This window comes from Pseudoalteromonas luteoviolacea, assembly GCF_021654285.1.
GTDB classification, from domain to species: Bacteria; Pseudomonadota; Gammaproteobacteria; order Enterobacterales; family Alteromonadaceae; genus Pseudoalteromonas; species Pseudoalteromonas luteoviolacea_J.
Window position 1 is genome coordinate 228,547 of sequence record NZ_JAKFZS010000008.1, and the last position, 13,024, is coordinate 241,570.

Consider the following 13,024-nt stretch of genomic DNA (forward strand, 5'->3'; position numbering starts at 1 on the left):
TGCTCATTCTTGCCTGACAAATCATTTGTTCATTCGGTTTATTTAATATTCACATCAAACAATAAAATCTGACTAAGCTGCTTACCGTGGATATTGAAATTATTGTCAGACACCATTAATAAGCTTGGATTTCCATTTGAAAGCTGAGGGCCAAATGTCATGCCTTCTATATTATCGATATGTTTTGAGCCCAGTTGATGTTTGATTGACTCCATATCCAATACCAAGGTTTTTTTAGCAGCTTGATATTGACCTGTTTTTAATGATGCTAGCTGCGATGTATCGGTTACGCCTTTGATATCAATGAGGAAAATACTGACGCTATTTCCGCCATCTGGAATACCTGCGGTGTAAGAGCGCTCCATAGTCAGGAATTGATACTCATTGATTTGTAAAATTTCGACAAGGCCAGTTGTGCGAAATGCATCAGGTTTTGCTTCAGGTCGATTAACCATAGGCTCTAGGAAGTAAGCAAATTGTTTTTGCATTTGCTTTGAAGCAAAATCAAAATAAGAAATACGGATCATACTGCCATGCTTGATTGTTGCTTTTTTACCATCTTGTTTAAGCGGGCCTTCCATTGATACCCACATCCCTTTTCCTGAAGGTGCAATTGTTAGCCCTTCGAATACGGCGTTATGTCTAGGGCCCGATGATTTATTGATATCAAACATGCTTGGTAGCTCAAACTGAGTCAAACCAGTGCTTGTTTGCAAAAACACAGCCGGTGCTTTGTTGTATTTTATACTGCCCTCACTACTCCAAGCGATACCGCCTTTATTTGGCAGTGCTCTCAGGCTTTCGGGATCTGCAACAACGGATGGATTATTTTTATCAATGAGTTGGACAGACTTTTCAACCTTTACACTTTTAAATTTGTTGTCTTTGATTTGAATACTTGCAGTGAAGTACCTTGGTTTGTCAGCATCATCCGCTATCATCAGATATTTGCCATTGGCGTATTCGATACTTGATAAGCCACCTACAGAGTCTCCATCGACCTTTAAGTCAGCAGGTACAATGAACTCATCTAAATAGGAAAGTTCAATCGTGTTTGAGTAAGTAAAAAAGGGGGCGAACAAGGCCAAGAATAAATAATTGCGCATAATGTTTTATCAACAAATGAAATAGAACCGAGGAATATACGCGGGTAACGTTAAGTTTGCATCACAAAACGAATAAAAAATTAGTTAATTTAAACTTTTTATGGCGATTAAGTATTTTTTCATGTGGCTCAGGGCAAAGCGTAGGCAGTTTGTATATGTATCTATCTATTTACACGTTGCTGAGTAAACACGGGTTAATTCTGGACATCAGGATTTATTAAAAATGTTTCACGGAAAGATTTCAGCCCTTTGGCCGAAAATGCAATAGCACGACTATCTAAGTCTCTTTCTGCCCATTTCTTTTCAAATGTGAAATCCAATATCCACTTTCCTAAACTGCCAGCTAAGTGGTTTCTTCTTTCACTCCAATCTAGGCAGGATTTACACATAGGTCGTTTCGCTTTTTCAAGGGCTGCGACATCAACGCCTAAGCTAGTAAAATGCTTTTTACCTTTTTCAGTGAGTACAGACTGCTCTCCCATATCTTGAAGCATATCCTCAGATACTAATGCGTCATAAAGCTTAACGCCTAACTCACCAGCTAAGTGGTCGTAACATACTCTTGCAAATTGCAGCCTTGGATCACTTGGACCTGTGGCTGTTTGTGGCTTGGATAGGGAGGTAATAACCAATAGCTGCTCTAGCATCACAGCAATGTGTTGCCCTTTTAATTGAAAATACTTGTGACGACCTTGCTTTCGAACTTGCAATAGCTCGCCGTCGACTAATTTCCCGAGGTGACTACTGGCTGTTTGCGCAGTGATCTCTGCTTCAATTGATAGCTCGGTTGCAGTTAAGGCTTTCCCACCCATTAGGGCCATTAACATTTTTGAACGAGCAGGATCTGCAATTAACCCAGCGACGAGAGATATATTTGGTTCCATAACTTCTTAATAGTTCGATGTGCATCGAAGCATAACATTTTCAAAGCGTTAGACTGCCTCAAAACAATAAAGGAAGCAAATCCAATGTATATGACCTGTTTTATAGAATACGAAATTGACCCAAGTAAATTAGCGCAGTTTAACCAATACTCGAAAAATTGGGGTGAAATTATTCCTAGATTGGGGGGCGAGTTGATTGGCTACTTTATGCCTTACGAAGGGGACCATAAGCGAGCTTATGGTCTGATTGCATTTTCCAGCCTTGCAGAATACGAGGCATACCGCCTCAGATTAAGCGCTGATGAACACGCTCAAGCAAACTTTGAATTTGCGCTACGAGAAAGTTTTATTTTGCACGAAAGGCGCTACTTTCTCAGAGGCGTAGAGAGCACATTAAAGCAAATTGGAGCCATGTAAGATGATTGCAGTTATATTTGAAGTCAATCTCAAACCAGAAGGAAAAGAGGCCTATTTTGATATTGCGGCTGAGCTTAAAAACGTGCTTGTTAAGCAACCTGGTTTTATTTTAATTGAGCGTTTTGTCAATGTTTCTGATTCAGACCGCTATTTATCTCTATCGTTTTGGGATGACAAAGCGTCGGTTTTGGGCTGGCGAGACCAATTTGAGCACAGACGAGCTCAATATATCGGCAAATCTGAGCTGTTTTTGGATTTTAGATTACGTGTTGCCAATATCATCAGAGATTATGATATGAGTAAGACGCAGGCTCCAAATGAGGTCTAAAATGCAGAGCACAGCCTGCAATTTGGCACTGATTAAGTATTTAACGGAGTATTTTTATACAGGCTCAGAATTATTGAATCGCAGTAATGTGTCAGAGTCTGAGTTCATTCAACTACAAATGCGTTCTATCATGCCAAAAGCGTCTTACAAGCTTGATATGTCACTCACGTGTCATTCTTATTTTGGTAGCCATGCTAGCCAACAGCTGGTGTATTTTTACCCCAAAGCATACGCAGGCTGGCTAAAAAAGTGCGTTAGATATGATACACCGCAAGAAGCATTGACTGAATTTGCTCGGTTATTCTATCAAGCAAAAGACAGACTATCAGAAAATGTGTTTTGGTTGGATGATACTAAAATAATGACTGCATTTGATGAATTTATTGCGCAGCAGTGGCCGCACTTTTTAGCAGGCACCTATGGTGTGTGTACGAAAAGGGGCTCACCGTTTGATATTTTAAGTAAAGAACTGGCGGTGACAACCATCCGTACTTTACTGGATAAAACATCTTTATCTGTCACAGAGCAAGCGCTTTTGTCGCGAGCAGTAAGCTGTTTAAAAAAAGTGGGAAGTCAATTTGCGCCGCACGAACGTGCCTTGTCTCAACAGCATCAATTATTAGCGCGGTTAGAAAGTTTATCTCGTTGAGGTTTATGAATAAAACATAAAGCCACTCAAAGTGGCTCTATGTTTTTCGTTAAAAAGACTGAGTTAAGCCTTTATCTAATTAAATGCCACTTGGTTTGTCTACCAGCCAAATACCAAACTTGTTTACCATCAAACACTGCGTCTTGTTCTAGTTTGACTTGGATCCATTGGTTATCCCATTCTGGCAATTGCACCTTAATGTTGCCTTCAATTGCGTAAACTGTATTTGGATATAGTTTCCAGTCACCTTGGATAGGTGTCGGGCCTTGGTTATCCCACATGCCTATCGTTGGGCCCGGAGCATGGCCTACAAAACCGAGAGGGTGCGTGTAGGTACTACTGATAATATTAGCAGCTTGGCTATCTTTGATGGTCTCGGCTAAAATTTGATTGCCCGTTAGTCCAGTTTTAAAGTTCTCTGTGAGAATATCTTGCCAGCGATTGCCTACTGACATCGCATTTTTCAGTCCTTTTGGCACATCTGTTTCATTGAGCTTTAAAACGTAACCCATCTCTTGTGTATCAGTACATTGGTTTAAGTAGCATATGCCAACATCAGTATGAATAATGTCTCCAGGTAAAATAACGCGATTGTATTTGCCCATAAACACTTCATCTTTTGGCGGATTATCACCACGGCGCTGAATATTCACATAAGGTTGGAACCAAGGTCGTAACTGCAACTCTTCAAAACGTTCACGAAGATACCACTCAACATCTGTTGTTGTGGTGACGCCCGGAGTGATCACTTTGTTTGAGAATGCTTCCGCTATCACGCGTCTTGCAATAGTAACAGCTTGTGGATAGACGTTAAGCTCTTTTTCACTTCTTGTTTCTAGCCATCTAATTACCAAGTTTTCTGCACTGACCAAGCGTTTTTCATATTTTCTAGGTAAATACTTTTTCAGTTGATTATGCAGGCCAACACTTAAGCCATCAGCTAATGCCCAATCTTCACTGATGTTTATACCAATGCGTTTTGGGTCTTTCTCAGCAATCACTTCAGCTAAACGCTGCCATTGCTCTTCATTGCTGCCGCCTTTCCAGACAGTAGGGTATAGATCCCCAATTGGATAGCGGCTAACACTGAATCGCTCTACGCTGCCATCCGGCTTTTTAGAGAACACTAATAAGGTTGTGCGTCTTGCTGCAAAAGTGGGCTGTGGCACAAGTGTATAAAACAATTTATCTTCACCATATTCACGATTAATGACGAGCCACATGTCTAAATCGGCTTCATCCATGAGCTTTGGTAATAGATTGTCGAGCCTATCTGTGACCATTTGATTTATCGGCTCTACACGCTCTTTAAAACTGAGGATATCGGGCAGCTCTGTTACTTCGCGCCCTTGTGTAAATTCTTGTGCAGACAATGATGTGCTCAGGCCTAGTACGGCCCCAAATAGTCCAAAAAACTTGTGCATAATGGTCCTACCGTTTATTTGCTTATATAGACCTTAAAGGTCTGCATTGAATTAGCTTACCTAAAAGATCGAGTATTTATTGTTAGTAAGGGCCTAAAATAGTATGGCAATGCGTATTTAACAGCAACCTAAATGCTACGAATTACAACTAAGTACTATTTACACAACTAATAGAGAGTAGAAATAATGATATGAATAATATAATCCTGTCTTTTAGTCATTATTCATAATGGTTGACATGGACTCGCTAAACTGTGGCTTGTGTAATTAAGTATTTGGTTGCAAAAGAACTAGGTTTTAATGACTTGAGTATGTCAAGTGAGTAATGATAAATCATTGATTAAATTGCTTATCTTTCGTTTTTTATTGATTGGCACTAATGCTGTGTATAAAATTAAAAAGCTTCAAAAAAGTCGTCTATTCATCTGATAAATATAGTTTTATCTGTAGTCTATAGATAAGCAAATTGCTTTTATCAAGCTAAAATGAAAGACGCGATATTTATCTAAATTAATAACAAAGGAGAATCTTTATGGGCTGGCACTTTGACCAAATAGTACTGCAAAATCCAACGGGTTTAGGTGGGAGTGAAAATAATCCAGTGATCCTGGGAGAGGAAGTGACGCTTACATTGCCGCTTGAAAAAGTGAGTGGTAGTCCCATTGAGCAAAAAGAAGTGGATAATATCAATGCGTTGGAAATAGAAGAAAGTACTATTTATATTCACAATCTCGCGCCTTCACCCATTAAAGTGCAGAAGAAAGAGAGTAAAGCTATTCTGAATAATGATGAGTGTAATGTCGTAGTAACTATGTGTATTCCTACAGATGCAAATCTTACCGAGGGGGTAAAACAAGCTTCTCTTCAGATAATGTCAGAAGATGGTCAGGTTGCAGATACTGCCATTTATGTAGTGAACTAAGCAGGCTATTCGCGTGGACTATAGCTTACAAGAAGCCGTTGCAGATATAGTTGAACAAGAATCTACAGTACAGTTGTCATCTCGTATATATGAGATGACAACTGAGATTACATCACTTTTTGAAGCGGTATGGTTATCGACTATTTTTGAAGTTCGTTTGGCAGAAAACGATACAAGAACAGATTTTTTGGTAGAGATACATAGTAGTGATATAGAAAAGTTTTATGCGCAATGTTTAAAGTATAAAAACTCTGATAATACGACTATAAAAGATATTAAAAAGATCTCTGAGCGGTTATATACCAAGAAAGACTGCATTGAAGATGCTGTTATTTGGTTTGAATGTGACATGATTGATGATGTGACGCAAACTACTTTGGTTACAGCGTCAATAGATCCCAATCTAAGGAATAACTTTTTAAAAAAGAATGTCAGTACTCAACAGGCTTGGCAAGACTTTGTGAAAACAATGGATCTTATTAGTGATATGCCAATTACGGCAAATCTAGAGTCTAGTTTTAAACGGTGTGCTGATGCTCTTCCATTTGGGTACAACATTAGCCATATAGCACCTCTTGCTCCAAGAGGGGAGAGTGGTATTAGGTTGACATTATATTTACCCCCACCAAAGATTATTCCATGGCTTCGAAAAGTCGGTTGGAGCGGCGCTATGTCAGATGTAGAAACTCTCTTCACACTTGCTGGAGATGAATGGCCTTTAATAGGGATCCAGATTGAGATCAATGAGCAGGTTGAAACTTACATTGGCTTTGAATTAATGGTTGGGAGTGGGCAGAAAAAGCTTGAAGCGCTAGAAAAAACACTATTGAGATTGCAAAAAAGAGATGCTTTCGATGCTTCGAGAGTAAATACCGCGCTGCATTGGAATGATTACAACCTCTACCCGAAAGATGAGGGACTTAGAAAAGATACAAACCTAAAACTTGTTGTTAAAGAGGCGGGTAAAGTCGAAGCAAAGGTTTATTTGGGAACTAATAAAAAATAATGAGTTTGTTTTTACTGATATACAAGCATACTTAGTTTGTTTATCGTATTAATTCCTTTAGTTTTTATCATGACTTTTTAACTAATTATCTTTTCGTAGGTTATTTGAAACGATAAACGCCAGTTTCAGCTAGCTAATGTGCATGATAATCAGGTTTGTCTTCCAGTGTTTTATACCCAATCTTGCTTTTTACATAATATGTATTTGAATAGCGAGCCGAGGCCTGCACTTATATACAAGATTGCACAATCTTACCCATCGCCTATTGATACAGAAATAGAAGGCCGACTCCATTAGCGAGTCGGCGCAATATTTATTTAACGTAGTACAGTAAAGTGTTTTGTTCCGCACCACTGTATACGCCGTTGTTATATGGCCAGAGGTCAAACTTAACATTATGCTGATATAGCGAAGCGCCATTGCGCGTGTAACCATCACCACGGCTTGTTGGCTTTGTACTTAAACTGATAAATGAGTAATCAAGACCGGATAGGCTACATCCAGTTCCTTCGTGTTGCCATAGGACAGCTGTATCATACGGGACTTTGGGCTGGCTTAAATCGGCATTTTGTTGCACGGAAACACAGTTAGCGTTGGTTAATTTAGCTTTACTGATTTGTGAAACCTGATTGTACTCATCTACAAACATCATACCTGAAGTCATCTGCTTTTGAATATTCTGCCATTGTGCTGCTGGTAATACGCCGTTAGTCACCTCCGTGACCGGTGAAGTAACAACCAATTCATTTAGCCCATCCGAGTGGTTTGCTACCAGTGTCCAGCCACCTCCATTAAGAGTCATTTCACAATGCGCATAGAATGCAGGCTCACCGCCATTTCCATCTGGGTCTATCTGATAAATCCCGGTGGTTGCATTTGGTGTTTGCTGTTTTATTGAAGCGCATGTGGTGCCTTCAATCGGTGTTGGGTCTTCAGGTTCTATGACGGTATCATGTGTGACGAAGCCGCCATAATACTCTAATTCGCCTATTACACGCATGGAGCTAGCACTATTATGTGTAGAGTGAATTTTTAGCCTGATGTACTTCCCGATAGCAGGCTCTGTTAAAGTAACAAGCTGGTTAAGGCCCATTGGCACTGTGAAAGTCTCGTGGTCTCTAAAGTGCACATTATCTTGCGAAACTTGCAGGGTAACTTCTTTTGGCCCCATGGCTTCAGCTTCTTTATAAAGCATGACTCTAAAAGAAGTGATGTGCGCATTGCGCTCAAACGCGACTTGTAGCCAGTGTTCTTGCTCGAGTAGAGAGACCCATATCCCACGCCTGATGCGCTTTGGAGAGTCAATGTTTACTCGTAGACCGTTGTTAAAGCCATCAAATGCGCCTGAAGGGCTATCTTTTGAATAAGTGTTACTAGCGGTGTAAGAGGCCTCAGTTAGCCCATTGCTGCCTAGCAGTGCAATGTTGCCATATTGTCCAGTTGCTTCACCAGGGTCAATGGCAAATTGACTACCAGTATCTAGACGAAGGGCCATCGTATCTTTGCCATAGTGAGTAATATCCTGAGCAAACAGCTTATTCTTAACGGTTAGGATATTTATGATTTCAAGTAAATGGTCGGTTTCGGTGTCACGTGATTGCTCCTCTTGTACGAGCAGCTTTCCATTGACGGTTTGAAACCCTTCTTGGTTAATGGCTTGGTGCGTCAACTCATAAGCTTCATTATTGTGTGTGATCCCTGCATTGGTAGGACTATAAACGGCAAGGTAACCAATCGACTCTTCAGCATGATTATTTCCCGCCTCTTGCTCATCGAGTGCAACACCGAAGGTTAGTGCTGATGCGCTTGATACACGCAATGAATAGGCATCGGGGTCATTTTGTGTTTGACCACTGAGTAAAATATGCGGTGTATGGGCAAAGCTTTCGTTAAAAAATTGATGCGTGGAACCACCATTCATGGTGAATTCACCAATTTCCCAAAAACTCCCATCTTGAAGCTGGTGGCGTCCTTTTTCTGCAACTAAAAAGGCAACACGCTCTTCGCCATGTTGGCCATCTAAATACGGCCATTCTTTAAATTGAACATCAAAACTTGAATCGGTCACGTTTGAAATTGACACAACACCCGCTTGCGGATCATTAAAAGTGGGTATGGAAGCAAATACAACCGGATCGTTAAATCCATTGATCGGTATAGTGATTTTTTGGTCTGATATTTTGACGTCTTCGATGAGGGTAAATGGTTGAGCACTAGCGGCGGCGGCAAAAGCCAAAGAGCAAATACCAAGAAGTTTAAACATAGTCATCCTTATTGTTTGTCTTGAGATATTTTCTATTATTGTAGTGCGAATAGTATCGAATAAAGGCGTTTTTTTGAATAGGAAATAACAACTTAATTGTTTGTTTTATATAAATAATTATACTCATATAAAATGTGTGTTATTTGTTAGTGGGCTGTATATTTATGCGATTAGATACACAGCTCATAAAATATGATTTTAGATGGACGTATTCAGTACATACTGGATACTGCACTACTCAAATGAGTAGACGGATTTTTGGTCTCCTATTGACTTGAAGTTACCTGTTTTTCCTATCATACCCTGATCATATTTACAGTCTATGATGGTAAAAGCGCTTGATGCTATACCATTGATAAATTGTCCTTTATGACGAATAACCAGCATGTTTTCTTCGTTGTTAGCGTATTTAAATACTTCAAAGCCATTAAATACAGCGTTGCCTTTACGGTCATAGTACAGCTGATAATGCACCGTACTAGTGCCAATGAGGTCGCCTTCATATGCCTGTTGTACAGTGGCATTGCTTATTTTTTTGCCATCGGCGAGCAAAGCGACATCTGATTCTTGCCAATCGTTTACTTGAAATATACCTGTAAGTTTCATTGTTAGTTTCTCTCGTGTGAGTGTTTTTTTGCAGCTTAGCATTTGAATTGACATCTGGTATTGTAAAAACGCGACAAACAAATGGATTGGAAGTTTTGCAAGAGAATAATACGAGTGTGGCGGGTGTCTTGCATCATAAAGCAGGCAACAAAAATTATGATTTACGTAGATATTTTCCACAAGTTCAACTTGAGGGTTTAATTGAGCAATTTTGGTTTGTAGACTGGCAATTGAGTGGAGATAAACCCCATATTCAAAACAATTTACCTGATCCGAACTTTCACTTAGTGGTAGAAGCACATCAAGTTAAACTGATAGGTCCAGTGAGTAAATTATATACTTATACTATGAAGGACAAAGGTAGAATACTTGGCGTTAAGTTTAATATCGGAGCGTTATCACATTTATTAGACAAACCGCTCAGTCAATATGTGGATAAGGAGTTTTTTGCGAGAGAAATATTTTCCGACCAAGTTGAAAGCAGACTGTTACCTTTGCTCGATGTTGAATCAGACAAAGATATATTTAATACACTCAGTGCATTTTTATTAAATTACACAGCGGACTCTTGTGTAACCCAGCGCCAAGCCTTGGCGCTTTGTACACTGATAAAGAATGATACTAATATTTTTTCCGTTGAGGCTCTCTCTTTAAAAACCAACCTTTCAAAAAGGGCTATCCAGCGAGTATTTAATAAGCATGTTGGATTAAAACCGAAGTGGCTTATTCGCAAATATCGTTTGCACCAAGTATTAAAGCAGCTAGAAATAGGCAGTATAGACATTTTAGGTGTTGTTGAATTACTCGGTTATACTGACCAAGCTCATTTGATCCGTGACTTTAAAGAGATTATTGGCATCACACCTGGCCAGTATCTTAAATAAGAGTTGTGAGCGTATAACAAGCTATCATGCCTTATCGAATTCCCAGTTAGGTTTGAGCTTATCTTTTGCATACACTCTAACTTTATGACCCCATCAGTACATCATTGTCCCAATGATTGCGCTTTCTAACCATACATGTTTATCAGGCTAAGCAACTTTAGGCCGTTACTAGTCAATTCAAAGCACAAAATTGCGTCCTATCTCTAATAAATGTTAAGGAAACATTATATTTAGTAACATAATGAAATACGTAATTCGGAACAATATTATGATACGAAAATTAAAGTCTGTTAGCTTACCTAGCTTACTATTACTTTCAACTGCGCTTGGCTCATGGCATAGCGCAGCACAAGAAGAACTCAAAACAGGATTAGTACCAGAAGATTACTTTGATTTTGTGTACATGAACAGTCCGCAAATATCGCCAAATAACGATGTCATTTTGTTTGTAAAGCAAACGGTTAACGATGATGCCAGTGGCAGAGATAATCAAATTTATAAAATAAATAAGCAGGGTGTAGTCTCAGAGTTTACCCAAGGCAAGGACGATTGGTCTCCTAAATGGTCAAAAGATGGCAGCCAAGTTGCTTTTATACGCTCAGTGGATGGTAAGTCACAAGTATTTGTTATGCCAGCTAATGGTGGTGAAGCTAAACAAGTTACTTCATTGACGCAAAGCCTTTCATCTTTTGAATGGTTTCCATCTGGTGACAAGCTACTCTTATCACTGCGCGTTGAGGACTCACAAGATGCAGATGAAGATAAAGAGGCTGAAGACAAGTCAGCTAAAAAGCGTGCTGAGCCAGACACTGTTATCATTAAAAATGCCAAGTATATTTCGAACGGTTCGGGCTATTTAAGTGATAAACGAACGCATTTATTCGAATATGACATAAAAACTCAAGCGCTTAGTCAGCTAACATCTGGCATTAGCTGGAATGCACAAGGCCCAGTGATCTCCAATGATGGTGCGCACATTTACTATCATGCAAATAAAACCGGGCAAGCTTATGAAGGCAATGAAAACAGTGATGTTTATCGTTTAGAGCTGGCGTCTAAAAACACTACGCAAATAACTCACCATCCTCATTCGCAATATAGTGCGGCGTTGGCGCCAAATAGTGAGGCACTAGTTTATTTACATTCTGAAGACACCTACGAGCAAACTGATCTCTTGTTGTTGGCCGGTAAAGGTAAAAAGCCATTCAATCTGACTAAAAACTTTGACAGAAACGCCACATCTGCAATTTGGTCGCCAGATAACACGCAACTTTATTTTACAGCAAATGATCATGGCGCAAAGCGACTGTTTTCTGTGTCAGTTAACAGCGGTAAAGTCACCAAGTTGCTAGATAAAAACCAAAAAATTGATAATTTAGCTGTGTCACAAGACGGTCGATATTTGGTATTTACCGCGGAGAGCTCAACTGAATTACCCGAGTTATACCGCTTAGACTTAAATAATAACAAGTTAAACCAGCTAACTACATTTAATGATAAGTTGCGCTCTGAGAAAGCTCTGTCTGCTGCACAAGCAGTGTGGTTTATAAATGATAAAGGCATGAAGGTTCAGGGTTTTGTTCATAAACCACTTAATTTTGATAAAAATAAGTCATATCCAGTGATTTTAAATATCAAAGGCGGTCCTGGTGGTATGTGGGGTCATCAATGGTTCTTTGAAAATCAAATGTATGTGGCACAAGGGTATGCAGTAGTGTATGTGAACTATCGCGGTAGTAGCGGCTATGGCATTAAACACAGTCAAGCAGTACGTAAAGACTATGGCGGTGCTGACTATCAAGATAATATTCAGTTTTTAGATAATGTATTAGCTAAAAATACTTGGATGGATAAAGACAAGCTATTCATTACCGGTGGAAGTCATGGTGGTTTTTTAACGAATTGGATAACGACAAAAACAGATAGGTTCAAAGCCGCAGTCACTCAGCGCAGCGTGAGCTCTTGGATATCAGAAGCGGGTACGCAAGAGTATACGCCTAGCCAAATGACGAAAGAGTTTGGTGGTCACTTGTGGAATAATTTTGATGCATACTGGGATAGGTCGCCATTAAAGTATGCTGATAAAGTCTCTACGCCCACGCTTATTATCCATAGTGATGCAGACATGATCACACCCATAGGCCAAGCACAAGAGTGGTTTTACGCGCTTAAAGTGAACGAAGTACCAGTTGAAATGGTTGTGTTCAAGGGCGAAACACATTCTTTATCTCGTTCAGGAAAGCCTACAAATTTAGTAGCGCGAATTGAACATATACTAGAATGGTTTGAACGGTATAATAAATAATTGATAGGTAATAGAAGCGGATGTCTAAGTCACTTTTGTATAGTAAATCTTTTTTGCAATTTGACTGAAGCATCTGCGTTCGATTTAAAGTTATTCCTCAAAGGCTGCTAGGGCAGCTTTTATCCCTTCTTAAACTGTCACTCAAAAAGTGATATATCCATTGCTTGTATTTTGTTCGTCTTTATTGTTTGCTGTATTGAGTACAACGATGAGATTAAAAATAAATAAAA

Annotated in this window: 12 protein-coding genes; 7 read left to right on the plus strand and 5 right to left on the minus strand. The window is 39.5% G+C overall.

From position 1 onward, the window contains the following. Window positions 1–38 precede the first annotated feature (38 nt). Together L1077_RS09735 and L1077_RS09740 are read right to left on the minus strand one after the other, a co-directional pair. Window positions 39–1,106: an esterase-like activity of phytase family protein gene (locus L1077_RS09735; RefSeq protein ID WP_237136651.1), complete on the minus strand. Its 1,068-nt coding sequence runs from the start codon at window positions 1,104–1,106 to the stop codon at window positions 39–41. Window positions 1,107–1,300: 194 nt separating this feature from the next. Then, window positions 1,301–1,990, minus strand: a complete 690-nt coding sequence (locus L1077_RS09740) for an ArsR/SmtB family transcription factor (protein WP_237136652.1) — start codon at window positions 1,988–1,990, stop codon at window positions 1,301–1,303. A gap of 84 nt (window positions 1,991–2,074) precedes the next feature. Between L1077_RS09740 and L1077_RS09745 the strand changes: the two genes are divergently transcribed. From L1077_RS09745 to L1077_RS09755, 3 genes are read left to right on the plus strand one after another with little or no spacing between them, the layout of a single operon-like run. Further along, window positions 2,075–2,407, plus strand: a complete 333-nt coding sequence (locus tag L1077_RS09745; protein ID WP_237136653.1) for an NIPSNAP family protein — start codon at window positions 2,075–2,077, stop codon at window positions 2,405–2,407. A 1-nt stretch (window position 2,408) separates the two neighbouring features. Continuing rightward, window positions 2,409–2,735 carry an antibiotic biosynthesis monooxygenase family protein gene (locus L1077_RS09750; RefSeq protein WP_237136654.1) on the plus strand — a complete coding sequence of 109 codons (327 nt, stop codon included), beginning with the start codon at window positions 2,409–2,411 and terminating at the stop codon, window positions 2,733–2,735. Window position 2,736: 1 nt separating this feature from the next. Then, window positions 2,737–3,384 carry a DUF6058 family natural product biosynthesis protein gene (locus tag L1077_RS09755; RefSeq protein WP_237136655.1) on the plus strand — a complete coding sequence of 216 codons (648 nt, stop codon included), beginning with the start codon at window positions 2,737–2,739 and terminating at the stop codon, window positions 3,382–3,384. A 71-nt stretch (window positions 3,385–3,455) separates the two neighbouring features. Here L1077_RS09755 and L1077_RS09760 read toward each other — a convergent pair whose 3' ends face one another. Beyond that, complete coding sequence (locus tag L1077_RS09760; protein ID WP_237136656.1) at window positions 3,456–4,808, minus strand: M24 family metallopeptidase; 1,353 nt, start codon at window positions 4,806–4,808, stop codon at window positions 3,456–3,458. Between the two features lie 532 nt (window positions 4,809–5,340). Here L1077_RS09760 and L1077_RS09765 point away from each other — a divergent pair. Both L1077_RS09765 and L1077_RS09770 read left to right on the plus strand, forming a co-directional pair. Further along, entirely contained in the window at window positions 5,341–5,730 is a 390-nt protein-coding gene (locus L1077_RS09765) for a hypothetical protein (protein WP_237136657.1), read from the plus strand. A gap of 13 nt (window positions 5,731–5,743) precedes the next feature. Next, complete coding sequence (locus L1077_RS09770; protein ID WP_237136658.1) at window positions 5,744–6,736, plus strand: hypothetical protein; 993 nt, start codon at window positions 5,744–5,746, stop codon at window positions 6,734–6,736. Between the two features lie 313 nt (window positions 6,737–7,049). On the opposite strand, the gene L1077_RS09775 is transcribed toward L1077_RS09770, so the two are convergent. Together L1077_RS09775 and L1077_RS09780 are read right to left on the minus strand one after the other, a co-directional pair. Further along, a complete protein-coding gene (locus tag L1077_RS09775) occupies window positions 7,050–8,999 on the minus strand; it encodes a fibrinogen-like YCDxxxxGGGW domain-containing protein (protein ID WP_237136659.1) in 1,950 nt (649 codons plus the stop codon). A 234-nt stretch (window positions 9,000–9,233) separates the two neighbouring features. Next, the gene (locus tag L1077_RS09780; protein WP_237136660.1) at window positions 9,234–9,605 is read right to left on the minus strand and encodes a DUF3224 domain-containing protein; all 372 of its coding nucleotides are present in this window, start codon (window positions 9,603–9,605) and stop codon (window positions 9,234–9,236) included. 95 nt (window positions 9,606–9,700) lie between these two features. Between L1077_RS09780 and L1077_RS09785 the strand changes: the two genes are divergently transcribed. Beyond that, complete coding sequence (locus L1077_RS09785) at window positions 9,701–10,489, plus strand: helix-turn-helix domain-containing protein (RefSeq protein WP_237136661.1); 789 nt, start codon at window positions 9,701–9,703, stop codon at window positions 10,487–10,489. Window positions 10,490–10,757: 268 nt separating this feature from the next. Continuing rightward, window positions 10,758–12,794, plus strand: a complete 2,037-nt coding sequence (locus L1077_RS09790) for an alpha/beta hydrolase family protein (protein WP_237136662.1) — start codon at window positions 10,758–10,760, stop codon at window positions 12,792–12,794. Window positions 12,795–13,024: the final 230 nt, after the last annotated feature.